General features: G+C 59.8%; 22 protein-coding genes. 16 read left to right on the forward strand and 6 right to left on the reverse strand.

All coding sequences use genetic code 11. The features are described 5' to 3' along the window. Nucleotides 1-41: 41 nt before the first annotated feature. The 4 genes from ABOK31_RS32465 to ABOK31_RS32480 form a co-directional block, all read right to left on the reverse strand. Nucleotides 42-1,625: a carboxylesterase family protein gene (locus ABOK31_RS32465; RefSeq protein WP_349961812.1), complete on the reverse strand. Its 1,584-nt coding sequence runs from the start codon at nucleotides 1,623-1,625 to the stop codon at nucleotides 42-44. 51 nt (nucleotides 1,626-1,676) lie between these two features. Next, entirely contained in the window at nucleotides 1,677-3,380 is a 1,704-nt protein-coding gene (locus ABOK31_RS32470; protein ID WP_349961813.1) for a carboxylesterase family protein, read from the reverse strand. A gap of 167 nt (nucleotides 3,381-3,547) precedes the next feature. After that, nucleotides 3,548-5,179, reverse strand: a complete 1,632-nt coding sequence (locus ABOK31_RS32475; RefSeq protein ID WP_349961815.1) for a carboxylesterase family protein — start codon at nucleotides 5,177-5,179, stop codon at nucleotides 3,548-3,550. A gap of 842 nt (nucleotides 5,180-6,021) precedes the next feature. Further along, entirely contained in the window at nucleotides 6,022-6,921 is a 900-nt protein-coding gene (locus ABOK31_RS32480) for a LysR family transcriptional regulator (RefSeq protein ID WP_349961816.1), read from the reverse strand. A 94-nt stretch (nucleotides 6,922-7,015) separates the two neighbouring features. Between ABOK31_RS32480 and ABOK31_RS32485 the strand changes: the two genes are divergently transcribed. Genes ABOK31_RS32485 through ABOK31_RS32510 form a run of 6 tightly spaced genes read left to right on the forward strand, consistent with a single transcriptional unit; the run spans nucleotide 7,016 to nucleotide 12,790 of the window. Then, nucleotides 7,016-8,314, forward strand: a complete 1,299-nt coding sequence (locus ABOK31_RS32485; RefSeq protein ID WP_349961817.1) for an extracellular solute-binding protein — start codon at nucleotides 7,016-7,018, stop codon at nucleotides 8,312-8,314. Continuing rightward, entirely contained in the window at nucleotides 8,314-9,207 is an 894-nt protein-coding gene (locus ABOK31_RS32490; protein ID WP_349961819.1) for a sugar ABC transporter permease, read from the forward strand. The genes ABOK31_RS32485 and ABOK31_RS32490 overlap by 1 nt, the downstream gene beginning before the upstream one ends. Continuing rightward, nucleotides 9,204-9,986 carry a carbohydrate ABC transporter permease gene (locus ABOK31_RS32495; RefSeq protein WP_174173602.1) on the forward strand — a complete coding sequence of 261 codons (783 nt, stop codon included), beginning with the start codon at nucleotides 9,204-9,206 and terminating at the stop codon, nucleotides 9,984-9,986. Before ABOK31_RS32490 ends, ABOK31_RS32495 begins: the two co-directional genes overlap by 4 nt. A 30-nt stretch (nucleotides 9,987-10,016) precedes the next feature. Next, complete coding sequence (locus ABOK31_RS32500; protein WP_349961821.1) at nucleotides 10,017-10,784, forward strand: SDR family oxidoreductase; 768 nt, start codon at nucleotides 10,017-10,019, stop codon at nucleotides 10,782-10,784. Nucleotides 10,785-10,826: 42 nt separating this feature from the next. Next, nucleotides 10,827-12,134, forward strand: a complete 1,308-nt coding sequence (locus ABOK31_RS32505; RefSeq protein ID WP_349961823.1) for an MFS transporter — start codon at nucleotides 10,827-10,829, stop codon at nucleotides 12,132-12,134. Next, complete coding sequence (locus ABOK31_RS32510) at nucleotides 12,131-12,790, forward strand: HD domain-containing protein (protein ID WP_349961826.1); 660 nt, start codon at nucleotides 12,131-12,133, stop codon at nucleotides 12,788-12,790. Before ABOK31_RS32505 ends, ABOK31_RS32510 begins: the two co-directional genes overlap by 4 nt. Before the next feature lie 58 nt (nucleotides 12,791-12,848). Here the strand turns inward: ABOK31_RS32510 and ABOK31_RS32515 are convergent, their stop codons facing one another. Both ABOK31_RS32515 and ABOK31_RS32520 read right to left on the reverse strand, forming a co-directional pair. Beyond that, nucleotides 12,849-13,424: a peroxidase-related enzyme gene (locus tag ABOK31_RS32515; protein WP_349961829.1), complete on the reverse strand. Its 576-nt coding sequence runs from the start codon at nucleotides 13,422-13,424 to the stop codon at nucleotides 12,849-12,851. Further along, entirely contained in the window at nucleotides 13,421-13,903 is a 483-nt protein-coding gene (locus tag ABOK31_RS32520; RefSeq protein ID WP_349961831.1) for a hypothetical protein, read from the reverse strand. Before ABOK31_RS32520 ends, ABOK31_RS32515 begins: the two co-directional genes overlap by 4 nt. 160 nt (nucleotides 13,904-14,063) lie before the next feature. Here ABOK31_RS32520 and ABOK31_RS32525 point away from each other — a divergent pair, with 160 nt between their 5' ends. The 10 genes from ABOK31_RS32525 to ABOK31_RS32570 all read left to right on the forward strand — a co-directional run bounded on the left by ABOK31_RS32525 (nucleotide 14,064) and on the right by ABOK31_RS32570 (nucleotide 24,438). Continuing rightward, a complete protein-coding gene (locus tag ABOK31_RS32525) occupies nucleotides 14,064-15,062 on the forward strand; it encodes a LysR family transcriptional regulator (RefSeq protein WP_174173596.1) in 999 nt (332 codons plus the stop codon). Then, nucleotides 15,059-16,534 (forward strand): NAD(P)/FAD-dependent oxidoreductase, encoded by a 1,476-nt coding sequence (locus ABOK31_RS32530; protein ID WP_349961835.1) that lies wholly within the window; start codon nucleotides 15,059-15,061, stop codon nucleotides 16,532-16,534. The genes ABOK31_RS32525 and ABOK31_RS32530 overlap by 4 nt, the downstream gene beginning before the upstream one ends. Nucleotides 16,535-16,542: 8 nt before the next feature. Beyond that, the gene (locus ABOK31_RS32535; protein WP_174173594.1) at nucleotides 16,543-17,283 is read left to right on the forward strand and encodes an amino acid ABC transporter ATP-binding protein; all 741 of its coding nucleotides are present in this window, start codon (nucleotides 16,543-16,545) and stop codon (nucleotides 17,281-17,283) included. Between the two features lie 14 nt (nucleotides 17,284-17,297). Then, on the forward strand, nucleotides 17,298-18,116 hold the full coding sequence (locus ABOK31_RS32540; protein WP_075854903.1) for an amino acid ABC transporter substrate-binding protein: 819 nt from the start codon (nucleotides 17,298-17,300) through the stop codon (nucleotides 18,114-18,116). Nucleotides 18,117-18,172: 56 nt separating this feature from the next. Continuing rightward, nucleotides 18,173-18,880, forward strand: a complete 708-nt coding sequence (locus tag ABOK31_RS32545; RefSeq protein ID WP_349961838.1) for an amino acid ABC transporter permease — start codon at nucleotides 18,173-18,175, stop codon at nucleotides 18,878-18,880. Nucleotides 18,881-18,896: 16 nt separating this feature from the next. Then, entirely contained in the window at nucleotides 18,897-19,589 is a 693-nt protein-coding gene (locus ABOK31_RS32550; protein WP_349961841.1) for an amino acid ABC transporter permease, read from the forward strand. A 194-nt stretch (nucleotides 19,590-19,783) separates the two neighbouring features. Beyond that, complete coding sequence (locus ABOK31_RS32555; protein WP_349961843.1) at nucleotides 19,784-20,797, forward strand: sugar ABC transporter substrate-binding protein; 1,014 nt, start codon at nucleotides 19,784-19,786, stop codon at nucleotides 20,795-20,797. A 77-nt stretch (nucleotides 20,798-20,874) separates the two neighbouring features. After that, complete coding sequence (locus tag ABOK31_RS32560) at nucleotides 20,875-22,425, forward strand: sugar ABC transporter ATP-binding protein (RefSeq protein ID WP_349961846.1); 1,551 nt, start codon at nucleotides 20,875-20,877, stop codon at nucleotides 22,423-22,425. Then, the gene (locus ABOK31_RS32565; protein WP_349961849.1) at nucleotides 22,415-23,434 is read left to right on the forward strand and encodes an ABC transporter permease; all 1,020 of its coding nucleotides are present in this window, start codon (nucleotides 22,415-22,417) and stop codon (nucleotides 23,432-23,434) included. The genes ABOK31_RS32560 and ABOK31_RS32565 overlap by 11 nt, the downstream gene beginning before the upstream one ends. Before the next feature lie 2 nt (nucleotides 23,435-23,436). Next, nucleotides 23,437-24,438: an ABC transporter permease gene (locus ABOK31_RS32570; protein ID WP_349961851.1), complete on the forward strand. Its 1,002-nt coding sequence runs from the start codon at nucleotides 23,437-23,439 to the stop codon at nucleotides 24,436-24,438. Nucleotides 24,439-24,626: the final 188 nt, after the last annotated feature.

The following is a 24,626-nucleotide window of genomic DNA, read 5'->3' on the forward strand; positions in this document are numbered from 1 at the left end:
TTGCGCCTGGCACTTGGACGGCCTGACCAAACTTCTTCCATCTAGTTCGTTTTGCCGCCGAATAGATCGCAATGTCGCGATGCTCTATAGTCGCGCTCGGCAACGACTTCGGTAACTCCGCCAGCCTTGAAGATGATCCGTCTGGGTTCCTGTCCCTCAAAGGCTGGCCAATCACCGGCATTGGCGAAACCGGTTGGTGCGGTCAAGCTGCTCCAATAGCCCCGCATCAGCGAAGCGAGTTTCTCCTGTGACGCAGTCAGTCCGCCCGCGACGGTATCTTCGCCCCAGACATAGGGCAGCTCTGCGCTATGCGGCACGCCTAGATCGAAGGAAGAGGGAACGCTTGCATAGGGTCTGATCGGTGCGCTCACATCGGCAAATTCATAAACATGCAGGGGTGTCCATTTCGCCAGAGCGGCGACGGCGATGCCCGTCGGGCAGATATATTTCTGTTCTGCATCCAGTTGTCCCAGGGCCAGTCCCGGATTGGTATCGGCGCCATCGCCATAGATCTTGAACGCGGCATCGGCCTTGTCGCCCATTCGCGCTCGCACCTCGGACTCATACTGCGCCTTATCGACGGGCTGATCGAGCAGATCATTCGCTTCGTAGATAAACACGCGGGTCTCGTCGCGCGTATTGCCGACGATCATCGGCACACGATTGAATTCGCCTGTTTCAAACGCCTTCAACGTTTCCAGCGGTTGTGCGTAACCGCCATAAACCGTGCTGATGGTCATTTTGGACTTCGTCTGCGCATCCAGAATCTCGGCAGGGGATTTGGCGCGCAGGCAAGCCAGCCTGTCCGCGGAGGCCGAGCAGCCGATAGCTTCGACGAATTTCTCGCCCGACTTGACGGCCTCCTCGTTGGAAATGCTCGGGCAGTCCCGACCGCTTTCGATGATGGCGCCCTGAAACAGCCCTTTGGCTTCCGGAGAGGCGACGGTGAAGCAGACGCCTCTGGCGCCGGCGGATTGTCCTGCGATCGTCACACGCCCCGGATCCCCGCCGAAGGCTGCGATATTTTCATGCACCCAGCGCAGCGCCTGGATCTTGTCGAGATCGCCGTAGTTTCCACTGCTCTTGCCGTCCTTCGACTCCTTGTTGAGTTCCGGCAATGCAAGGAATCCCGCCGCGCCCAGGCGATAGTTGATCGTGACGACGATATTGCCCTCTTTGGCAAGTTCCTTGGGGTCCCAGTCCGTCTTGGCGCCGTTCACCGACCCGCCACCGTGAAAGCCGACCATGACGGGCAGGCTCTTCCCGCCGGAGGACGGCACCGAGATATTGAGGCTGAGGCAATCCTCGTTCCAGCTCGCTGCCTTGCCCGGCCTCCAGTAAATGGCCTTCTGAACGCACTCATTGCCAGGCCGGTCTGCAGTGAAGGGCTGTTTGAATGGTTCGGCGGGACGAGGTGCAGCCCATCGCAAATCGCCAACAGGCGGCGCAGCATAGGGTATGCCTTGGAAGTGGGCGAGGCCATCGGATTGTGTGCCGATGATCTGCCCGACCGGAGCATAGACCGTCTGTGCCATCGCCGGGCTCGACAGAAAAATCAGGCTGGCGGCGCTCATGCAGGCGGCAACACGCAAATGACGGCGGCCGCAAGGCTTTCCGTTGGTCATGTTTCACTCCTCAACGTTCAGGATCTGGATAGTTTGCCGAAGATGCCGCGTTTACCGAGGCAGGTCGGAACCGGAGAGATGCTGGGCTTCCATGACGGCCCGACGGTTGAGACCGTCCCGCTCCGGATAGGGGGTCTGGTTTGCGGCATGGGCATAGCCGTCGCGGAACCACATGAAGGTTCCACCGGTATCGGCGGAGGTCTGTTGCCATTCGGGGAGACCGCTTCCGTTCGGATTGCCGGTTTTGACGAAATTCGCCAGGTAGGACGACATGATCTCTGCCATTCGATAGTCGGCTCCGGTCCATGCCCGCTGACCCGGCACGTCCCGCATCGAATTCATGAAATACCAGAGGTCCGACGAATGGAACGAGCCATAGAATTCGGAATCGCGGCCGGGCGGCGCGTGGTTGAAATAGAAATCATAGACGTGAAGGTTCCGGTTTCTCGATTTCACCAGTTCCGAGGAGACCAGATAGTTCTGCAGATTGTAGTCGGCCCGGGCGCGCAGCCACATGCGATAGGCTTCACGCGGATCGGAGGGTCGATAGACTTTTTGCCAGTCATCGTCATAGCCGATCTTCTTCATGGCATCGTCGAATTCGGACTGGGACATGGTCTTGTCGGGGCCGCCGTTCAGCGAGCTATATTCGTTCGAGGTGCCGCCGATCATGATATCGAGGCCGTCAAGCGCGCCGGGACGCAGGAGATCGATGGACTCATTGGTAAAGACGTAGCCGTCGATGGCATGCTGGGCAGGAATGTTGGTTGCCTTATGTAGCGCTTCATAAAGCTGCGTCTTGCCGTCGGCCGCCGTTTTGGAGATGAAGTCGTCCGTTGGAATTCGACGCAGATCGGCAAGCGTCATCGGCTTGCCGAACACCTGCTCGATGGCTTTCGCATTTGCTGTTTCCCGCTCGGCGAGCGGCATCATCGGCGAGGCGAAGAACCCCGTGAAGCCACTTTCGATGACTGCGCGGTGAAAGAGGCCCTTGGCCAGCGGCGAGCGCAGCAGCATGGTGGAATTGCGCGCTCCCGCGGATTGACCGCCGATAGTGACGTTGTCTGGATCGCCGCCGAAGCCGGCAATATTGTCGTGCACCCACTGCAGCGCCTTGATCTGATCCAGCATGGCATAGTTGCCGGAGACCTTCTGCGGGCTTTCCTGCGATAGTTCGGGAAGTGCCAGAAAGCCGAGTGCGCCGACACGGTATTGGATCGCAACGACGATGATTCCTTTCGCCGCGAGTTTGGATGCGTAAAACTCCATCTCGGAAGCGTAGCCATGGTGGTTTGCACCGCCATGAATCCAGACATAGACCGGCAGCTTGTCGGTGGTGCTGGCGGCCGGTGTCCAGACGTTGAGGTTGAGACCCTCTTCACTGGCCTTGGGCATGAAGGCGGGATCGAAATAGAATTCATCCCCCCAGAACTGGCCGACGGGATTTCCACGGATATCCTGAAGCGCTTGATCGCCCCAGTGGTCCGCTACTTTCACTCCATCCCACTTTTGCACCGGCTGCGGCGGCTTGAAGCGGTTTTCGCCTCCGGTCGGGCCGGCAAAGGGGACGCCTTTGAAAACCTGAACTCCCGGCACATCCGTCGCCACGCCTCGCAGGAGACCACCTTCAACCTTGACGACGTCGACGGGCGATCCTGCATTGGCCGCGCCGACAAGCGGCGTGATCGATAGAGCGATAGTTGTGGCCAAAAGCCGAACATAGTTCCCTATCGTCAACGTCAACACTGGCTGCATTGGCTGGATCCTCCTCTTGGGTCGTGGCCGAACCAACTTCAGACAGCGCCTGGCCGTGCTGCCTATTGGTTGGATGGTTTGCATTGCGGTCTTGAAAATGGCGTCCCGCCAGCTAGGCGTTTCCTTAGGGAGCGGAGCAGCCATCCTGCGACTGTTGTCGCCGGTCGTCATTCGCTCAAAAGAGCGCCTGCCGCCTGCAGCAGCTTTCGATCCGGGTCCTCGGCGACCCGCGTTTGCTTGTCAAAGATCATGGTCGCGCCGTGTCCGATCGTATAGGCAGGCCAATCCGGCAGGCCTTGTGCGCTCGGCTTGCCGTTACGGGCAAAATTGACCCACGCCTGGCTCATCTTGTCCGACAGGGCAATCGCATCCGGTCCGCCGCCGGTCGAGGTCTTGACCAGCGCGGCGTTGGCAAAGACGTAAGGAAGCTCGGAGCAATGCCAGGCCATGGCTATGCCATCCATGACGGGCGACTCATAGGCGAACATATAGGAATAGACTGGCGCTCCGCCCTGCTTGGCCTTGAGATCGAGATCACGGATGGTGCCGGGCCGAAACCGAAGATCGACGAAGAAGGCATCGCCGAGCTTCTTTTCCGGATAGGCTTCGAGGAATGCCTTTCCGACGGTATCGGCCTTGTCGCCGAAGCGCTGTGCGAGCTTTGACCGGGCCTGCTCCTCGCTCCAATCGTTCTTGTTGTCGGCGAGAAGATCGGCAGGTTTGTTGCTGATCACGGTTTCGAACTCATTGAGCGTGTTGCCGACCATCAAGGGGATGTCCCTGGCCTGATCGACCCATTTTGTTCCGACCGGATTTTCCGGAATGAAATTGCCGTCGAGGACCGGTGCCCAACGGGCGTCTTTCGCGCCTTGGGCCGCGGCATCCTTGATCGCCTTGTCCGATGCCGCCTGGAGCTGGTAGTAGTCGACATCGGCAAGCTTATCGACGTCTTGGGGCTTCAGGCCCAGATTCGCCAGGGTAAGTTCGGCAATTTTGCGCGAGGATGCCTGATCGGTGACCGAGTCAACTCGCGACCCGCTTTCCACGATTGCCTTCTGAAATAGGCCTTTTGCCGAAGGGGTGCCCATCAGCGCGCGGACCTTGTAACCGCCGCCCGACTGGCCGAAGATCGTCACGTTTGACGGGTCACCACCAAAGGTCTGGATGTTTTCGTGCACCCATTTCAACGCGGCCACCAGATCCGTCATGCTGGCATTGCCGGAAAGCTTGTATTTGTCTCCATAAGCCGAAAGATCGAGAAAGCCGAGAACATTCAGCCGGTGGTTAAGGGTTACGACGACTACGCCCCCCTTTTTACTGAGATTCTGGCCGTCATAGGCGGCAAGCTCGATTCCGGAGCCATTGGTGAAGCCGCCACCATGGATCCACACCATGACCGGCCGCTTGTTTCCGTCATTGACGCCTGGCGTCCAGATATTCAGGAATTGGCAGTTCTCGCTCATCGGCAGATAGCGATGGGGATTGAACAGTTCATCCCCGGCGACGGCTTTCATCGGCGGGATGAAGCAATTTTCGCCGTAGGTGACCGCAGGCCTTACCCCGCTCCAAGGCTTGACGTCGGCGGCGGGCATGAAACGCTCGGCTTGGGCATAGGGAACTCCGAGATAGCTATAGATCCCGTCGCTGAGAGCCCCGAGAAGGGCGCCCTGCTTGGTTCGCACCACGGTCTTGTCTTGCGAGGCGACAAACTCGTCTGCGGAAGAAGATGCCAATGTCAGGCCAAGAAAGGCTGCGCAAAGCGCTATCGCCTTGAGATTTATTCCAAATTTCCGCTGCATCGAACGTAATCCTCCCATTTTTATGCCCAGATCGGCAGTTGTTTTTCGAGCCATTGGCAAAGGAGTTGTGACCGGAAACGCAATTGTTGGCTTGTCAGCCCCGGCACCGGCCCGCTTACCTTCGCTTATCGGTCGAGTTTCCGCGCCTCACATGAAAGCCGGCTTCAGGCGAGACGAGGGGAAGCCTGGACTGCGATGGCGTCGGCTCCCCGCGGAGCGCGCCGACAATGAGCTCGTAAAGGTGCCCTAGATCCGTATGTCCGGCCGAGAGCCCATATGAATGACAGAAACGATGTAGATTCAGGAAAAGCTGGAAAGTCAGTAGCTCGTCTCAATGGAGAGGATGCTAAACTTATGCGCAATGGAGCACGGGCCATTGGAAAGCAGTCTTCGGCCGACACAGCAGCCAATGATCTCGGAAAAGTCAGAAATCCGACACGGTTATGCGTCATCATGGGTTCCTCCCGCCATGGTGCCTGAAGACGCATATTTAGGGCATCAGCCCATATGTCTAATTGGAATTATCACACAAAAACGCATAGGATTTTTCAATGAATGCCGTTCATTGGCGGGGCCGGGCATTGGGTGCACCCCAGGGGGGTGACCGAGGTGCCTCCCGGGGTGCCACTTCTGTCCGATTTGTGAGAATTTCGGAAATTCTCGCGTAGAACAAAATTCCAGACTTCGAACTCGCCGAATTTAAACATGTGAGCGAGGGGAAACGCACCGTTAGTTTTACCGAATGGAATGTGGTCGAGGTGCATCATCGACTGGAAGTTGACTTTGGGAGAATTGTCTTCGCAACCTGATCGTCTGCGCTCGGATAGAAAACCGCAAGATCGTCATTCTTCGAAGTATTTCAATGACCTTGCAGTATCCTCGATCACCGTGATCAAGGCGTTTGTCTGCATTTGATCCGAGGTAACCCTGTCGGCGACGAACACGCGTCCGTCCCGTAGGTCGGGATCGGCTTCTAGTTTGCGGAGGGCGCCCGGCAGGGGATAGGCATCGATCACCTTGGTTGGAAAGATGCCGATGCCAAGGCCAGCCGCGACGAGTTGAAGGGCAGCATTTAAGCTCGAGCAAAGGCAGACATTCTCGGGCATGACCTTTTCTTCGGAGAACCAGCCCAGCGTTCCTCGATACATTGCCGTTGGCGGCGGTGTTGTAATGACGGGCAGTTTTGCAAGATCGCGAGGGCAGGCGCCGATCTCCGGAAAGGCTGCAGCCGACGCAGCCCAACTGTTGGCTTGGCGGCCGAGTGCGAACAGGCGCACTTCGCGCAGCCCGATCGGGTCGACGAGGATAGCAAGATCAATCTCGCCATCAGCCAGCTGCTGTTCGAGGCCGGCGCTTGTCGCAATCGTCCATTCGGGTCTTAGCAGCGGGAAGTTCTTCTGGAGGGCTGCAATAAGCGTTGCCATGCAGGCAACGGCAAATCCCTCGGCCATGCCAATCCGAAGCGTGCCCGAGATTTCCGGCACCCGGGATGCCCTCTTCAGATCCTCATAGGCGTCGAGCACGATCCGGGTGCGCGACAGGAATGCGTGTCCCTGGCGCGTGAGGCGTAGCCTGCGGCCGTATTTCTCGAACAGCGGAGCCGGAACTTCCGCTTCCAGTTGTTTCAGACGAAGGGACAAGGAGGGTTGCGTCACGTTCAACCGGTCTGCAGCCTTTTGAACGCTGCCGAGCTCGGCCGTCCAACGGAATGCTTCGAGTTGGCCAATGGAGAAGTTATTCATAGCATTCACCTATGCATTAAGGTCAGTTTTTCCAATTGGACATGTCAAACATATATGTGGCTATTTCCTCTCCGGGAGCAATAGGGAGGATCACATGAAGACAATCACGCAAGGTAATAGGCCTTCGCTATCGCGGCGAACGCTTCTGAAGAGCGTTGCTGTGCTCTCTGGTGCCGCCGTCGCCGGCGAGCTTTTTCCCACTCCGGCCATTTCCGCGACCACGACGATCAATGTGCTTTCGCTCGGCGAAGGCATGTTCGGTCAGCCATTCGTCGATCTATCGCCGGAATTCACCAAGGCGACCGGGATCAAGATCAACAACATCACCATGGGCTATAACGAGGCGATCCAGAAACAGGTCGCCGCCTTTGCCGCAGGCAGCTCGTCCTACGACGTCGTCCAGGTGGATTCGATTTACCTCAAGGGCTATGCGAAGGCCGGCCATCTTCTGGCGCTGGATGATCTGATCCCGGCCGACGAGCTGAAGGACTTCTTCTCTGATATCCCGCAGACGTTCAGGGACATGTACGGCGCCGATGGCAAGACCTATGGCATGGCGACGATCGGCAACTGCCAGCGCCTGATCTACAACAAGGCGCATCTCGACGCCGTCGGCCTCGACCTGCCGCAGACCTGGGACGACCTTCTCAAGGCATCGCAGAAGGTCGTGGATCCGAAGACTTCCCGCTTCGGCTTCATTGCCGGGACCGAGCGTCTCGCCAAGGCCTTCGGTGTCTGGTTGCCGATTTATTGGGCGAATGGCGGCGTCCTGTTCGACGACAAGATGAAGCCGATCTTTGCCGATCAGAACGGCGTCGACTCCCTGGCTTTCCTGCTGGAACTCGTCAAGACCATGCCGCCGGGAGGTGCTGCCTACACGGAAGGTGACGAAGTCAAGGCAATGGCAAGCGGTCTTGGCACGCTCGATCCGGTCGCGTGGATTCCAGATGCGCAAGTCACCGCGGATGCCAAGACGAAGCCGCAGCTGCAGAGTGCGGTGCCGCCGAAGGGCAAGGTCTGCAGTGCGCCCGTCATGGGTGGTCTTGGCCTTACCGTATCGAAATACTGCCAGGATCCGAAGCCGGCTGCCCAATATGTCGCCTGGTTCAACAGCCGCGACGTCCAGTCGAACATGATCGTCCAGCATGGCGGTCAGCCGTGCCGCAATTCCGCCTGGGCCGCGAATGCGACCGCCAAGCCTTGGTTTTCGGCGGTTGCGGAGAGCCTCAAGCTGGCGAAGGTGCGACCGCAGATTCCGGAATGGAGCCAGGTCGACGGCGAGGTCGGCATCCAGCTTAGCCGCGCTTTTGCAGGAGAAATATCGCCGAAAGAGGCATTGGAGACCGCGCAGAAATCCGTCGACCAGATCATGCGCGATGCGGGTTATTATTGATGCAGATGACGTCACGACGCGTCGCCTACGCTTTCATCGCGCCCAGCCTTTTGTGCCTGCTTGGCATCATCGGCTGGCCGCTGGTGCAGGCCGTGTCGATCAGCCTCTATCGCTGGAACCTGATTTCCGGCGTCAAGCGCTGGAATGGACTTCAGAACTTCATCGATATTCTGACCTCCGCCGACACCTTGCGCGTTGTCGGTGTCACTGTCGTCTATACCGGTCTCTCCGTCCTTCTGGAACTTGTGCTGGGACTGGCGCTTGCATTGCTCGTCAGGCATGGCCTGCAGAAGAACTGGTCGGGTTTTGCGGTTTTCCGCGTCGTGCTCTGCATCCCGATCATGATAGCGCCGCTGATCTGGGCCTTCTATTTCAAGAGCATGTACAGTCCGCAGTTCGGAATGTTCAACATCGTTCTTTCGTGGCTCGGCATCTCTCCGGTTGCCTGGGTCAACAACCCGAGCATTGCCATTTACAGCCTGATCGTCGCCGATGCCTGGCAGTGGACGCCTTTCATGTTCGCAGTCCTGCTTGCCGGCCTGCTGACGCTGCCGGAAGAGGTGATAGAGGCAGCGGTCATCGACGGGGCGAGCCGCTGGCAGATCCTTCGTCTTGTCGAACTGCCGCTGCTGAAGCCGATCCTGATGGTCGCGCTGCTGCTTCGCCTGATCGACTCGCTGAAGAACATAGATCTGATCATCGTCATCACGCAGGGCGGCCCCGGCACGAGTACCGAGATCCTGAACTACTACGCCTACAGCACCAGCTTCCAGGGCTTTCAAATGGGTTCGGGCGCGGCACTTGCTCTCATCGTCTTCGTCGTCATCATGGCGCTCGTGCTTGTCTTGATGGCAGCGCTCAATCGCACTGGCACCAAGGAAGCTCGGGCATGAAGACCAAGTTTCTCTATGCTCTCGCCTTGGTCGCCTGCGCCCTTACAATCCTTCCTCCGCTCTGGGCGCTGTTTGTCTCCTTCTCCGTGCAGACGGATGCCGGCCCGGGGCTCGGTCTGGAAAACTATCGCGACGTCCTGTCCCAGGAGCAGTTCTGGGCCGCACTTTGGCATTCTTTTCTGACGGCGACCGCAAGCACGCTGGTTTCGATCGTGCTCGGGTCGATGGCAGCCTTCGGCATGACCCGTCTGGGAAGCCGGTTCGACCGCCTGGCGCTTGCCATTCTTGCAATGCGCATGATCCCGAGCATCGTGCTGGTCATTCCGTTCTACCTGTTCTTCCGCAGTACGGGGTTCCTGGACTCGCTCGTCGGTCTGACCACAACCTATCTGACCTTTTCGCTGCCTTTTGCCATTTGGATGATCCAGGGTTTCTTTGCGGCGATCCCCGAGACGATCGACGAAGCGGCGCGGCTGGACGGCGCAAATTCCTGGACGATCCTCTGGCGGATCATCCTGCCGATTGCCGCGGGGCCGATCCTGACCACCGCCGTCCTGATCTTCTGCTTTTGCTGGAACGAGTTCCTGTTCGCTTTGGTGCTGACAGATCGCAATGCGCTGACCTTTCTGCCGCTCCTGATGCGCTACGTACCGCCTCAAGGTCCGCTCTACGGTCAGATCTTTGCCGGGTCGACGATCTATTTCATCGTGCCGATCGTGGCACTGGCGCTGATCCGCAAGCAACTCGGCCGTGGCTTTGTCGCCGGCAGCGTGAAGTAGATGAGGATTGACCAGATGGGAGAGGAGTCCATGAAGCTACTTGATAACAAGGCCTGCATCATCACAGGCGGCAGCGGTAGCGTCGGCCTGGCATCGGCGCGCCTGTTTCTGCAGCACGGCGCCAAAATCCTTCTCGTTGATCTCGACACCGATGCGCTGCGGGCCGCGCGCTCGCAGCTGGGATCATCCGACGTCGAGATCTTCGCCGGCGACGTCTCGGACGCGGAAACGGTGCGGGCCTATGTCGATGCTGCAGCCGCCAAATGGGGAGCAATCGACGTCCTCTTCAGCAATGCCGGCAACCAGGGAGCAATCGGTGAGCTCGAAGATTACGACGAAGAAGCGTTCGATCGCACTTACCACATCCACGTGAAAGGCGCTTTCCTCGCATGCAAGTATGGTCCCCGCAGGATGCGCGATGGTGGCAGCATTGTCATAACCTCAAGCATGGCCGGCACGAGAGGCGGGGAGGGGGCAGGCCAGAACATCGCCTATGTCACGGCCAAGCATGCGCAAACTGGGGTCGTGCGGGCCGCTGCGCGTGCTCTTGCCCCGCGGGGCATCCGGGTCAACTCGCTCAATCCCGGACCGATCGCCAATGGTTTCCAGCAGAACATCGAAGATCGTATCGGGGCACTCAATGGCGTGAATGTCACCCAGCAGATTGACCGGGAGATTCCCCTGGGGCGTCACGCCGATCCGGTCGAGGTCGCCAGTGTGGCGCTCTATCTGGCCTCAGGGATGAGCAGCTTCGTTACGGGCCATATCCATGCGGTTGATGGCGGGCTGGCGTCGTGAACGAAGACGAATTTCGTGTGCGGGAGCAGGGAAGAGGAAGACATGCATCATAAACGGATCTGGATCGCTGCTTTGATTTTTTCAGCCGTCATCATCAACTACATCGACCGTATCGCGCTTTCGATTGCCTCGAAGCCGATAGCGGCCGAATACGGCTTCTCGCCCGTGCAGATGGGCTATCTCTTTTCCGGCTTTCTCTGGACCTATGTGATCTGCCTTATCCCGCTGGGCCTGGCTCTGGAGAAGATTGGTGTCAAGAAGATGATAGGCGGCGGCATCGCAATATGGTCGACCGCGACCGCCTTGACCTCCGCCGCCAGCGGATTCACCTCGATCCTGGTGGCACGCCTGGTCATGGGGGCGAGCGAGGCCACCTCTTATCCGGCATCGGGACGTGTGATCCGCGACTGGTTTCCCGAGCGCGAACGCGGTGTGGTAACCACGCTGTTCAACGGCGGCTCCACGGCCGGGCCTGCGCTCGGAGCGATCATCACCGCAGGTCTGGTCGAATTCGTCGGCTGGCGGGCCTGTTTCGTGCTGCTCGGCATCCTTGGGTTCGTCTGGCTCGGCGTCTGGCTGTATTGGTACAAGGCGCCCGAGGACGCGCGGTGGCTGTCAGATGTCGAGCGCGACACCATCTTGGGCGAACGCAACGGAGACGTGAGATCCAGCGCATCCGCGTCGCCGTCAACGATCCGGCACCTCTTCGCCCAGCGCAGCATCTGGGGGCTCGTCATCACGCAGGCCTGCCTGGTCTATACCGCCTATCTGTTTCTGACATGGCTGCCTACCTTCCTGCAGTCGACCCGCGAGCTGTCGACCATGAGCACAGGATACCTTACCGCCATCCCCTATTTGATTACGCTCGTCCTCAGCCTCATTATTGCTCGCACGAGCGATCGGCTTCTGTCATCCGAAGCTCTCCGCAACGGCAAGCGGCGAAATTTCATCGCCGTCATGGCGGTCCTATCCCTTCTGATCGTCCTGGCGCCTTCGGTTGGAAATCTTACCGAACTGCTTGTCGTCCTGACGCTTGTGCTGACCGGTTCGACCACGGGTGCAGGGCTGAATTTCACGCTTGCCAGCGACCTCTTGAGCGATCCCCGCGATGTCTCACGGGTCATTGCCATCACGGCGCTCGGCGGCAATCTTTTCGGACTGATCGCGCCCATCATCACCGGCTATGTGGTTGCCGCAACGGGCGGCTATGACTGGGCGTTCGGTATCGCGGCGGTGTTGCTTCTCGTTGGTGCCGCGGCGACGCTCACCATGACCAGGAAGCCTATCCTGCCGGAATTTCCCCTACCGGCGCCGATTGCGCCGCAAGCAAGCGAAACGGCCACAGCATGACCTACCATTATCCGACATTACGGCGACCCATTACCGAGGCGACGAGAGCAAGCGTAATCGAAGACTTCCCCGAAATCGCCGAGATCGGCGATGCCGAAATCCGTGCGAAGGTGGTCGAGGCATGGAGCTACTCGCTCTGCTGTTCGGATTTCAGGCGCATCACGGATATCCCGCCCGACGGCAATCCGGGGGCGCCGGTCCTGACACAGGGCACGCAGGCCGATCACGTCCGCGGTGTATTCCGCTACACGAGCGCCATCGCGCGCGAGTTCGAGGAGGTCTATCCCGAGGTCGTCATTGACTGGACCATATTGCTTGCCGGCGCGGCGTGCCACGATGTCGGCAAGCCTTACGAATTCGATCCGTCCAATAGAATGCGCTGGGCCACCCTTCCGGCGGATGCGGGGCAGCCGACGTTTCGCCACTCCGTCTTCGGAATGTACGTCTGCCTTGTAACGGGGCTTCCCGAAGAGGTCGCCCATATTGCCGTCGGCCATTCATTTGAGGGTAATCACATGGGGGTGAGTGCCGAATGCACGATCGTCCGGCAAGCAGATCATGGCTGGTGGCACGTAGCCGCCGCACTCGGTCTCGTCAGGCAAGAGACGATGGGAGGCCTTGCCAGCAACCTCCGCAGTCGCATGGGCAGAAAGTAATGACACGCGGATCATCGGGGCCGCGGATGCCGTCCGGAGCCCCCTTGATCTATCCGAGCTAATCAATCACCGGCTCGCCGAGCGTATGCATCAAGCGGTTCGCCCAGCCGAAGATGGCTGACGACAGGACGAGGTCGAGGGATTCCAATTCAGAGAAGCCGACATCGGCCAATGCCTGTGCATCGGCCTTAGTGGCTTCGGGCGGTGTTGGCGAGAGGCGTGCGGAAAAGTCGAAGATCGCCTGCAGGTGCTCGTCGAGTTCCGCATCGAGGCCGTCCGCGAAGACTGCCTCGATCACGTCGGTTCTTTTGGTCTGGCTGATGAACCGGGAGGCGTGAACCGCGGCGCAGTAGACGCAGTGGTTGACGACGGATGCGGCCGTCGCGCCCAGTTCCCGTTCGCTCGAGGCAAGCCCGTCTTTTCCGTACATGATCAGATTGAACAGGGGAGAGCGAACCGTAAGCGATTCCGGATCGTGCGCAAGTGTCAGAACATAGGGTGAGATGCCCTTGTTGGACGGCGTCACCTGCATCGCCGCGCGCTGCTCTTCGGTCGCAGTCTCCAGGTCGACCGGAACGACATAGGGCTGCCAACGGGGAACCTTGGTGGTGAAAGCGTGGACGACTTCGCTCATTGTCTTGCTCCGATCAGTGCCAATCCCGCGATGACGCGCACCTGGTAGTTCACGAAGGCGGCCAGTTCGGAGAGCCGGACGATGTCGGCGTCGGTCACGCCCGTGCTGCGCAATGCTTCTATGTGCGCTCGGGTCGCCTCCCGCGGTGCGACGGTCAGCCGGTCGGCGTGACGAGCGATCTCTGCGGTGCGTTCGTCCGCTGCGGTCATGTCGGGATCGGCGAGCGGAGCAGTCGATGGTTCTTTGGCTCGCGCGACCAAGGTGTCGTAGTGGCGCGCGAGCGCCTCGTTTTGATTTTGCCGGGCCATGCGGGCGGCAAGCGCTGCCCGAAGTCCATAGGAGAGACCGCCGGGATCACGCGGCAGCAGCACGGCATCATGGGCTGCCTCGCTCAGGCGCAGGATCTCCGCGCGCTTTTCCATGGCTTCGGCGAGCGCGGAGCCGGGCTTCACGGAGACTAGGGTTTCGATGAGTGTCAAAACAGGCTCCTCGGTGCGTCTGTGGGGTAGCATCTAGGTAGGCGCGACATGTCATTATGTCAAATAATAATGAATGAGCGATCTTGATGCGAAATAATTATCTAATTCCGATCGTCAAGTGAGAATTCCTATGCTTTACTCACATTAAGAGGAGTGTTTCATGTCATTTATGCATTCTAACTCTTTCGATATTCGGCAACTTGAAGCCTTCGCAGCCGTGATTTCCGCAGGCAGCGTGACCGGGGCAGCGCGCCTGCTGGGCCGATCTCAACCGGCGGTCACCAGGCTCATCCAGGATCTGGAAGCCGATATCGGCTATGCGCTCCTGCATCGAAGCGGTCCGCGGATCACGCCGACCTCGCGGGGGGTGCTGTTTCATTCCGAGGTCGAGCGTCATCTCGCCAGCCTCACACATATCCGCGAGCGTGCCGAGGCGATCGGTCGTGATGAGCCCCCCACGCTGACGATCGCGGCCACACCGTCGCTTGCGGCGGGCGTTCTTCCGCAGGCGCTAGCAGCCGTTGCCCCGGATCTGATCCCACGTCATCTGCATGTGCAGGCGCTTGCAGCCGAAAACGTCATTCAGGCAGTGCTCGCCCGTTCGGCGGATTTCGGGATTGCAAGCCTGCCGCTCGAACATCCCGGCCTCGAAATACACTGGATCGCGGAGGCGCCATGCGTTGTCGCGATTAGCGCGAGCGATCCGCTTGCCGACCGTGACGTGGTGCGCCTTGCCGATCTTGTCGACCGCCGCATCATCACTCTGGCAAACCCATATCGCTTGCGTCACCGGGTCGATGAGGCGCTGGAACGGGCAGGGATTTCGCCGGACCGGATCATCGACGTCAATGCTTCGCTGACAGCGCTTTCGTTGGTTCGGGCCGGGCTTGGGGTTGGCATCGTCGAGCCGGCGACCGTCGTCGGCGTGCCGCTTGACGGCGTCGTAATGCGCGTGCTCGATCACACCATCCCCTTCCTGTTCGGTGCCATATCGCCCGCCGCGCTGCCGCTCACTTCGACGATCACCGCCGTGATCGAGGCGGCGCGCGCGGTGGCTTTGGCGATGCCAGGCTGCCGTCTGTTCGATTCGAGCGGCGTAGAAGCACTGGCCGACACAGTTTACGGGCAGGCACCGCGACCTGAGGGAGTGTCGATATGAGCGACCTTTCCCTCTTGCCGAACGGTCTCGATGCTCTTGAGGTGCGGCTGCGACAGGATCTCGCCTGGCTGGAACTGCCGGCCAAATCGTGGATTCCGCAACGCGTGATCGACGGTCAGCCTGTCGTCGATGTCGTCATCATTGGTGCAGGCATGGCCGGCCTTGTTGCGTCCGGTATGCTGAAGCGTCTCGGGGTCGCCAACCATCTCGTCCTCGACAAGGCGCCTGCTGGTCAGGAAGGGCCGTGGGTCACTTTTGCCAGGATGCGTACTCTTCGTTCTCCGAAGCAACTCACCGGTCCGGCGATGGGGCTTCCGGCGCTTACCTTCCGGGCCTATTACGAAGCTCGTTATGGGCGTGAGGCATGGATCGCGCTCGACCGGGCTCCGCGCGAAATCTGGATGGAATATCTGGTCTGGTATCGGAAAGTGCTCGAGCTTCCTGTCCGCAACGGTGTGGCCGTCGATGCGATCCTGCCGCGCGAGGACGGGATGCTTGGTGTCGTCTGCAGTCAGGACGGACAGGTGGAAACGATGGTCGCTCGCCATGTGGTGCTCGCGACCGGTCGTGACGGCCTTGGCGGGCCATTCGTGCCCGCAATCGCAGCTAGCATAGACCGCAAGTTCTGGGCGCATACCGCCGACGATATCGATTTCGCAGAGCTGCGCGGCAAGCGGATAGGCGTCGTTGGTGCAGGCGCATCGGCGATGGACAATGCAGCGACCGCTCTCGAAGCTGGTGCGTTACGCCTCGATATGTTCGTGCGCCGCAAAGAACTGCCGCGGATCAACAAGTTCACTGGCATAGGCAGCCAGGGCGTCGTGCATGGATTTGCAGGCCTTCCCGATGAGTGGAAGTGGCGCTTCCTCAACTATGCCATGGGCCAGCAGACACCACCCCCGCGGCCGAGCGTCTTGCGTGTCAGTTCCTTCCCGCAAGCCCACCTCCATATTCAGAGCCCGATCAGCGGACTGGAGCAGGAAGGCGATCATGTCGTCGTTACGACGCCCAAGGGTCGATACTTGGTCGACTTTCTGATCTTCGGAACGGGCTTCAAGATCGACCTCAGCAATCGACCGGAACTTGCTGCCTTCGACCCGCATATCCGCCTGTGGCGCGATCGATTCCCGGTGCCGGCGGGAATGCCGAACGCCGAACTCGAGGGGGCTCCCGATCTTGGAGAAGCGTTCGAGTTCCTCGAAAGGGAGCCGGGCTCGTGCCCGATGCTGGCAAAGATTCACTGCTTCAATTTTCCGGCGACACTCAGTCACGGCAAGCTTACCGGCGACATCCCGGCAATCAGCGAAGGTGCCGATCGCCTGGCGCGTGGCATCGTCCGCGCCCTCTTCGTCGCCGACCGCGAAAAACATTTCGAAAACCTCCAGGCCTTCGACACGCCGGAACTCCTCGGAGACGAGTGGGCAGACGACGACACCGAAGAGCCTTCCGACCTCTCCTCCGAAAGGACCTGAGACCCGAAATGCTGGAGATCAAGAACCTAAAGCTGTCCTACGGAAGCACGCAGATCCTGAACGGCGTCGACCTGTCGGTGAAACGCGGCGACGTGGTGTCGATCATCGGCCCGAGCGGCACAGGCAAGACCACGCTTTTGAAGTGCATCAACCATCTGGCCAAGCCGTCCTCCGGCTCGATCGCGTTCGACGACATCCGCATGGATTACGGCCGCCCCGACAAGGCGGCGGTGCAGGCGATCCGTCTTCGCACGGCGATGGTCTTCCAGCAGTTCAACGTCTTCAAGAACATGACGGTCATCCAGAATGTGATGGACCCGCTTGTCGTCGTGCAGCGCAAGTCGAAGGAAGAAGCCCGCGCCATCGCCCTTAAGGAGCTTGAACGCGTCGGTCTTGCCGACAAGCTCGACAATTATCCCTCTCAGCTCTCTGGCGGTCAGCTCCAGCGGACCGGCATCGCCCGCGCCCTGGCGGTCAAGCCGGACGTGATGCTGTTCGACGAGCCGACCTCGTCGCTCGATCCTGAACTCGTGAACGAGGTTCTGAAGGTGATCAAGGATGTGACATCCTCGGGCATCACCTCGCTCCTCGTTACCCACGAGATGCAGTTCGCCAAGAACATCTCGAACCGCATCGTCTTCATGGACCGGGGCGTCGTCGCGGCCGACGGAAGCCCTGCCGAAATCTTTGACACACCCTCCAACCCGCGCCTCGCTCAGTTTCTCAATTCCGAACGCGCGATCCAGTAGAAAGGATGCCTGAAATGACTTCCATGAGTTCAATCTCGCGCCGTGGCCTCGGTCTCGCCGTAGCAGGCGTCGCAATCGCCTTCGCAACTGCCTCGTTCGCCGAGGACGTTCGCACGATCAAGATCGCCACCGCGGCGGAATCGAAGCCGCTCTCCTGGGGTGCGATCGGCGTCGAGCCGCAGGGCTACGAACCCGACGTGCTGAAGGCGATCAACGCCAAGCTGCCCCAATACAAGTTCGTCATGGAAGGTGCGGCCGACATCGCGCAGGAAACGGGCCTTGCTACCGGGAAGTACGACATCGCGACGGGCGGCTACTACCGCGCGCCTGCCCGCGAAAAGCAGTTCCTCATTCCTGACGCACCGATCGGCGCGAGCCTGATCAAGATCTACAGCCGCAAGGACAGCGGCATCAACGAGATGAAGGACCTCGTCGGCAAGAAGATCGTACCCGTCACCGCCGGCGGTGGCATCTACAAGTTCGCCACGGCATGGCAGGAGCAGAACCCGACCTACAAGATCGAAATCACTGCCTCGAGCGCCGGCGTTCCCTATCCCGACCGCCTGAAGGAAGTGCAGAACGGCAAGTACGATGCGCTCGTGCTGCCGTCCAACCTTGGCGAGCAGACCGTGATCGACCAGCAGAAGCTCGAAATCAAGACGAGCGAGCCGGTCGCAATCAATCAGACCTTCGTCCTGATCCATCGTTCCGAGGAGAACAAGGCTCTTGCCGAAGGCATCGACAAGGCTCTGAAGGAGCTCAAGGCCGACGGCACGCTCGCCAAACTCTCGCAGAAGTGGTTCGGCGAGGACATCACCACGTACATGAAGTAACGCCGCCCTCCGATCCCGGCGATCAGGCTAACGACTGAAAGAAGGAGTGTTCCGAAGTGGACCTTTCCGTAATGATCCCAGAGCTGCTCTCGGCCCTGCCGCTGACGCTTGCGATCACGTTCACGGCCATGATCGCCGGCTTCGTGCTGGCCTTGATTGCAACGACATTCCGGGTTCGCAGGATCCCGGTGGTCAGCCAACTGGCGGATCTCTACGTCTCCTATGCCCGGAGCGTTCCCGTCGTCCTTCAGTTGTTCGTCGCCTTTTATGGGCTTCCGGTGCTCGTGGGTGTGTTCGGCGTCGCGGACTTCGTGTCTCCGACGATCGCCGCGATGCTGGGCTTAAGCCTCTATCACGGAGGTTATCTGTCCGAAGTCATGCGGCCGGCCTATCTCGCCGTCGAACGTGGCCAGCACGATGCTGCGGACAGTCTTGGTTACACATTCCGCCAGAAGCTCACGCGCGTTCTAGGCCCGCAGGCGGTTCACATCGCACTTCCCGGCTACGGGAACTCGATCATCTACCTGATCCATAATGTTGCGCTCGTCATGTATATCGGGGCGGCTGATGTCATGGCGACGGCACACCTCGTCATGGAGCGCGACTATAATCAGTATCAGTTCGAAACCTACCTCGTACTGGCGGTGCTCTATTCGCTGCTTTGCCTGGTCGCCTGGTCCATCGTTCGTTTCTTCGAGCTTCGTTCTGCAAGGTTCTCTCCCGGCGCGAAACGCGGCGGAACCATGCTGATGGCAAGCGTCTGATCGAGGAAGTTGCTACATGTTCGATATCGACGTTCTTCTTCCCGATCTTTGGGACATCCTCGGCGCAGTACCCCTCACGCTTGCGATGGCACTTGCGATCTTCGTCCTCTCGACGATCATAGGCAGCCTGTTCGCCATGGTCGAATATCGGCGGATCCCTGTCCTCCGCCAGCTTGTCGTCGCTTACAAGGTCGCCTTCAAGGGCGTGCCGATGGTCGTGGTGATCTTCCTCGCCTACTATGGCCTTCCTTCGACCCTGCAATTCCTCGCGTCGCTGTTGGGCGTGGACTACAACGGCCATTCGACACCGAACTGGGTCACGCTCATCGTCGCCCTGACCGCCTGCGTCGCCGCTTTCCAGGCGGAAGTCGTCAAAGGCGCACTGAACTCCTTCGACACTGGCCAGGCCGATGCGGCCTATTCACTCGGCTACAAGAAGAGCCAGCTCTTTCGTCGGGTCATGCTTCCGCAGGTCATCGTCGCAGCGATACCGGATCTTGCCAATTCCTTCATGGTTATCATGAAGGCGCTGTCTCTGGGGTTCGCCATCGAGGTGGTCGACATCTTCGCGCAATCGCAGCTGACTGCCGCGCTGAACTTCTACTATCTCGAGGCCTTCCTGGTCGCGGTCGTGATCTACATGGTGATCGCCTATGCCGTAACCCAGATCGCAGACAGGACGGAGCGGGCACTCAGGGTGCGGACTTAAGCTCGACCCAACGCTTCCGACCCCGAAGCCAAGACGACCTCCATTGGCTGGTTGCTTTTGAAAATCGCAGCCAGGGATGAGCTGCTGTCCTGTCCACTCTTTTCCCTCGAGATCATCTTTTTGGAAATTCATTTCTCCTCATTCTCATTAGTCCACTTAATTTATAGACAAAAGTCAATTTGGAGAGAGTGGCAATGAGCATTGAAAAGTCCGAAAGCGGTCTGGGAAGACGGGATCTGCTGAAACTGTCCGCAGCAGCCGGGGTTGCCGTCGCCGGCGCCTCGCTGGTCGGGCAGAAGCCCGTCTTCGCGGCCGATGAAGAACTTTCCCTGAAAGGCAAGCGTATCGCCATCAGCGCGACCGGAACCGACCACTTCTTCGATCTGCAGGCCTACAATGCCCAGATCGAAGAGGTGAAGCGCCTCGGCGGCGAGCCGATCGCCGTCGATGCAGGGCGCAATGACGGCAAACTGGTCTCGCAATTGCAAACGCTGATTGCCCAGAAGCCGGATGCGATCGTTCAGATCCTCGGCACGCTGAGCGTCATCGACCCCTGGCTGAAGAAGGCGCGCGATGCCGGCATTCCGGTTCTGACCGTCGATGTCGGCTCGACGAATTCGATCAACAATACCACCTCCGACAACTGGGGCATCGGCAAGGACCTGGCGCTGCAGCTCGTCTCCGACATCGGCGGTGAAGGCAATATCGTCGTCTTCAACGGTTTCTACGGCGTGACGCCTTGCGCGATCCGCTACGATCAGCTGGTCAATGTCGTCAAATATTTCCCGAAGGTGAAGATCCTCCAGCCGGAATTGCGCGATGTCATCCCGAACACCGTGCAGGACGCTTTCACCCAGATCACCGCAATTCTGAACAAATATCCGGAAAAGGGGTCGATCAAGGCGATCTGGTCGGCGTGGGATATTCCACAGCTCGGTGCGACGCAGGCGCTTGCTGCCGCAGGTCGTAGCGAAATCCGCACCTACGGCGTCGATGGCAGCCCCGAAGTGCTGCAGCTCATCGCCGATCCGAAGTCGCCGGCCGGCGCCGATGTCGCTCAACAGCCGGCAGAAATCGGCCGCACCGCCATCCGCAACGTTGCCAAGCTCCTTGCCGGCCAGACGCTGCCGCGCGAAACCTACGTTCCCGCACTTCTGGCCAACAAGGCCAATGTCGGCGAGGTCACCAAGAAGCTCGGCATCGGCTGAGAATCCGCGGCTGACTACCCGCTCTGGGCGATCCTGTCACAGCCGGATCGCCCGAATCATTTTCGCCGGAGACCGACATGACGGCCATTTCCTTCAAACAGCCGGTCACGGCGAAAGACGACATCATCCGCTTCGAAGGCATCGTCAAGCGCTTCGGTGGCGCGCAGGCGCTGGCCGGTGCGTCGCTGATTGTCAGGCGAGGGACCATCCACGGTCTCGTTGGCCAGAACGGCGCCGGTAAATCGACGCTGATCAAACTGCTCGCCGGTCTTCACCAACCCGATGACGGGCGGATCGAGATCGAAGGGCAAACATTCGGCAGGCTGACACCGCATCTCGCCGAAGAGCTCGGCATTCACTTCATTCATCAGGATCGGCTGCTGGTGCCGACTTTCACCATCGGCGAAACGCTGTTCCTCGGCCGTGAGCCACGCATTCCGGTCACACCATTCCTCGACCGCCGGCTGATGCAGCGCCGTGCATCCGATATCCTCAACGACTATTTCGGTGTCAGGTTGCCAAACACCGCTCTGATTAGCGAATTGTCGACGGCCGAAAAGCAGATCGTCCAGATCACCCGCGCGCTTCTCAACCAGCCGAAGGTCCTTGTCTTCGACGAGCCGACGGCCGCGTTGGTGCGTCGGGAGGCCGATATCCTCTTCCGGTTGATCCGCCGCCTGCGCGACGAAGGCGTGACGATCATCTACATCTCGCATTACCTGAGCGAAATCGAGGAACTCTGCGACCACGTCACCGTGCTACGCAATGGGCTGGACGTTGCTTCCGTGCCGATCGGGGATACTTCGGCCGCGGCAATTGCGCGGCTGATGGTCGAGCGCGACATCAAGGAAATGTTTCCGAAGCCGGAGGTTGCTCTCGGTGAAGAAATCCTCAAGGTCGAGCAGCTTTCGGCTCCAGGAAAATATGGGGATGTCAGTTTCACGCTTCGCCGCGGCGAGGTGCTGGGCCTCACTGGCTTGCTCGGCTCCGGCGCAAAGGAGCTCATTCGTGCCCTCTTTGGCCTGGATACGCCAGCTTCCGGACGTATCGAAATCAGCGGCGAGGCTGTCCGTTTCGCCAATCCCACGCAGGCGGCAGGCCACAAGATCGCCCTGGTGCCCGAAGACAGGCGCCGCCACGGCGTCGCGCTCGACCTCAGCGTCACGGAAAATACGAGCCTTTCCAGCCTCGATCGCTTCGCGCGTTTCGGCTTTCTCGACCGCAAAGGCGAACGGCGTGAAGTCGATGCTCTGATTGCGCGGCTGCAGGTGAAGACCAGCGGGCGCGATGCCTTGCTGCGCACGCTCTCCGGTGGCAATCAGCAAAAGGTAGCGATTGCCAAATGGCTCAGTCGCCATTCCGAGGTCTACCTCCTCGACGAGCCGACTGTCGGCGTCGATATCGGCTCCAAGGTCGAGATCTATACGCTGATCGGCGAACTCACGGCGCGGGGCGCCGGCGTCATAGTCCTGTCTTCTGACCTGCCGGAGCTGATCGGCATCACCGATCGCATTCTTGTGCTCTTCCGCGGCCGCGTGGTGCGGGAATTCATATCGTCGGAGGTGACGGCGGATGCCGTGCTTGCCGAATCGACCGGATCGTCGGAAGGACAGCGCCATGTCGGCTGAAGCGGAATTTGCACCGTCGGGATTTTCGACCGCGGAGCGGCCTGACCGATCGACCGGCAATATCGCGGCCGCGGCACTGCGCTTCGGATCGCTCATCGCCTTTGCGGCCATTCTGATCGTCTTTTCACTGACCGCACCTTACTTCCTGAGCGTCGGCAACATCGGCAATGTGCTCGGCCAATCCGCCATCTCCGGCGTGCTCGCGGTCGGACTGACAATCGTCCTGATCGCCGGCGGCTCCAACGTCGTTACCGGCGGCATCGACCTGTCGCTCGCCGCCAATATGGGCCTTAGCGCCGCCGTATATGCCAGCGTGACACAACTCGGCTATGGCGACGTCACGGCGATCGCCGCATCGATCCTGACAGGGACCCTCATCGGTGCGGTCAATGCCATTGCCATCGTCTATGCCGGCATCGTGCCGCTGCTCGCCACGCTTGCCGTCATGAACATCGTCGCCGGTCTGGAACTGGTGCTGACGGGAAATACCGTCCTCCCGGCTTCCACGCCCTTTCTCTCGATGCTTTCGGCTGCGGATCCATTCGGCATGCCTGTCCTTGCCTATGTGCTTATCGGCTTCACCGCGATCGCAACGGCGATCGTGCAATATACGCCGCTTGGCCTGCGCCTCTACGCAGTTGGCGAGTTTCCGGATGCTGCACGCGCCGCCGGCCTGCCGCTTCGCCGCCTGCTCGCCGGTGCATTCGTTGCCAGCGGCTTCTCCGGTGGCATCGCCGGCATCCTCTCGGTTTCCTACCTGAGTGGCAGCACGACGGGTTCCGGCGAGATGCTGCTGCCTGTTGTGGTCACCGCTTTGCTCGGCTCGGTCTTTTCACGCCGGCTGGTTCCGACCGTCACCGGAACGCTACTTTCAGCCCTACTGGTCGGCTTCCTCACCAATGGTTTCCAGCTGCTCAACATTTCGAGCACATTGGTGAGTGGCGTTCAGGGCCTGCTCATTCTCATCGTCGTCTCCGCAACCACCTTATTGCGCCGGCAGGAGGCCTGAACATGTCGCTCCATACATCTGCACCCACCACGGCTGGCTTGCCACGCCTGATCGCCGGTGGCTTGATGCGCTACGGGCTGATCCTCGCCCTTGTTGCGGTATTTGCCGCCTTTTCCCTGATCACACCGACATTCCTGACCCTTGCCAACCTGCAGAGCATCCTGGTCAATAATTTCACGCTGCTTGCCATTGTCTCCATCGCCATGACTTTCGCCGTCGCCTCGGGCGGCATCGATCTTTCGGTGGGAACGGCGATGGATTTCGCAAGCTTTGCCTTCGTCTCGCTCGTGCTTGCCGGGCAGCCTGTTGTGATTGCAGCATTGGCCGGGCTGGCGGCCGGGGCGCTCGTCGGCGCATTCAATGCACTGTTGATATCAGGGATCGGCGTCTCCCCATTTCTTGCGACGCTCGGCACGCTGTTCATCGGCCGTAGCATCCAGCAGCTTCTGACCAATGGCGGCAATCCCGTCTATCTGCCGCCGAACGGTGTACCGGAGGCTTTCCGTTTCCTTGGCCACGGCGCGATCGCGGGTTTCCCGGTACCGCTTGCAACCGCCATCGTCATCATCGCGGCCGCTACGGTCATTTTTGCCCGTACGCGGTTCGGCCGCATCATCCTGTCAATCGGCATCCAGCCGGGCGTCGTACGCTATTCCGGCATCGCGGCTCCCACCTATATAGCGGCTACCTTCGTACTGGTCGGGTTGATCGCCGCCGTCGCCGGCCTGATTCTGACTGCTACCGTCACCGTCTATATCCCGTCTTCCGGCAATGCATTTCTGCTGAATGCCATCGGCGCAACCTTCATCGGTACGACGCTCAGTCCGCTCGGGCGGCCGAACGTCGCTGGCACCGTCCTGGGCGTGCTCCTGCTCAGTATCGTGGCCAATGGGCTGCTGCTGACCGATCTGAATTTCTATTGGCAGCAAGTCGGTACGGGAACACTGATCTTCGCCGTGCTCGCCCTGAGTTTTATCAACCGGAAAGCGGCTGGCCGCGCATAAGGCAAGGCGCTGAGAATTATGGAAGTCTGTTCTATCCGACCGCTGTATCCGCCAAATTCTTCTCGCTCGGTCCGATCCTGAAATTTACGCGCGAGCCAAGCGCCAACTACGCTCGCCGATGCACATGAGTGTGTGGTAACAACCATGTACGACCTTGGCGCTAGGCGCGTTTGGACGCTTGGCGTAAA

Origin of the sequence: Rhizobium sp. ZPR4, from assembly GCF_040215725.1 — a bacterium.
Lineage (GTDB): Bacteria > Pseudomonadota > Alphaproteobacteria > Rhizobiales > Rhizobiaceae > Rhizobium > Rhizobium rhizogenes_D.

What these genes read in the sequence shown, in the direction of transcription:
- ABOK31_RS32465 (WP_349961812.1), bottom strand. Translation starts at nt 1,625, where the DNA reads ATGACCAACGGAAAGCCTTGCGGCCGCCGTCATTTGCGTGTTGCCGCC.
- ABOK31_RS32470 (WP_349961813.1), bottom strand. Translation starts at nt 3,380, where the DNA reads ATGCAGCCAGTGTTGACGTTGACGATAGGGAACTATGTTCGGCTTTTG.
- ABOK31_RS32475 (WP_349961815.1), bottom strand. Translation starts at nt 5,179, where the DNA reads ATGCAGCGGAAATTTGGAATAAATCTCAAGGCGATAGCGCTTTGCGCA.
- ABOK31_RS32480 (WP_349961816.1), bottom strand. Translation starts at nt 6,921, where the DNA reads ATGAATAACTTCTCCATTGGCCAACTCGAAGCATTCCGTTGGACGGCC.
- ABOK31_RS32485 (WP_349961817.1), top strand. Translation starts at nt 7,016, where the DNA reads ATGAAGACAATCACGCAAGGTAATAGGCCTTCGCTATCGCGGCGAACG.
- ABOK31_RS32490 (WP_349961819.1), top strand. Translation starts at nt 8,314, where the DNA reads ATGCAGATGACGTCACGACGCGTCGCCTACGCTTTCATCGCGCCCAGC.
- ABOK31_RS32495 (WP_174173602.1), top strand. Translation starts at nt 9,204, where the DNA reads ATGAAGACCAAGTTTCTCTATGCTCTCGCCTTGGTCGCCTGCGCCCTT.
- ABOK31_RS32500 (WP_349961821.1), top strand. Translation starts at nt 10,017, where the DNA reads ATGAAGCTACTTGATAACAAGGCCTGCATCATCACAGGCGGCAGCGGT.
- ABOK31_RS32505 (WP_349961823.1), top strand. Translation starts at nt 10,827, where the DNA reads ATGCATCATAAACGGATCTGGATCGCTGCTTTGATTTTTTCAGCCGTC.
- ABOK31_RS32510 (WP_349961826.1), top strand. Translation starts at nt 12,131, where the DNA reads ATGACCTACCATTATCCGACATTACGGCGACCCATTACCGAGGCGACG.
- ABOK31_RS32515 (WP_349961829.1), bottom strand. Translation starts at nt 13,424, where the DNA reads ATGAGCGAAGTCGTCCACGCTTTCACCACCAAGGTTCCCCGTTGGCAG.
- ABOK31_RS32525 (WP_174173596.1), top strand. Translation starts at nt 14,064, where the DNA reads ATGTCATTTATGCATTCTAACTCTTTCGATATTCGGCAACTTGAAGCC.
- ABOK31_RS32530 (WP_349961835.1), top strand. Translation starts at nt 15,059, where the DNA reads ATGAGCGACCTTTCCCTCTTGCCGAACGGTCTCGATGCTCTTGAGGTG.
- ABOK31_RS32535 (WP_174173594.1), top strand. Translation starts at nt 16,543, where the DNA reads ATGCTGGAGATCAAGAACCTAAAGCTGTCCTACGGAAGCACGCAGATC.
- ABOK31_RS32540 (WP_075854903.1), top strand. Translation starts at nt 17,298, where the DNA reads ATGACTTCCATGAGTTCAATCTCGCGCCGTGGCCTCGGTCTCGCCGTA.
- ABOK31_RS32550 (WP_349961841.1), top strand. Translation starts at nt 18,897, where the DNA reads ATGTTCGATATCGACGTTCTTCTTCCCGATCTTTGGGACATCCTCGGC.
- ABOK31_RS32555 (WP_349961843.1), top strand. Translation starts at nt 19,784, where the DNA reads ATGAGCATTGAAAAGTCCGAAAGCGGTCTGGGAAGACGGGATCTGCTG.
- ABOK31_RS32560 (WP_349961846.1), top strand. Translation starts at nt 20,875, where the DNA reads ATGACGGCCATTTCCTTCAAACAGCCGGTCACGGCGAAAGACGACATC.
- ABOK31_RS32565 (WP_349961849.1), top strand. Translation starts at nt 22,415, where the DNA reads ATGTCGGCTGAAGCGGAATTTGCACCGTCGGGATTTTCGACCGCGGAG.
- ABOK31_RS32570 (WP_349961851.1), top strand. Translation starts at nt 23,437, where the DNA reads ATGTCGCTCCATACATCTGCACCCACCACGGCTGGCTTGCCACGCCTG.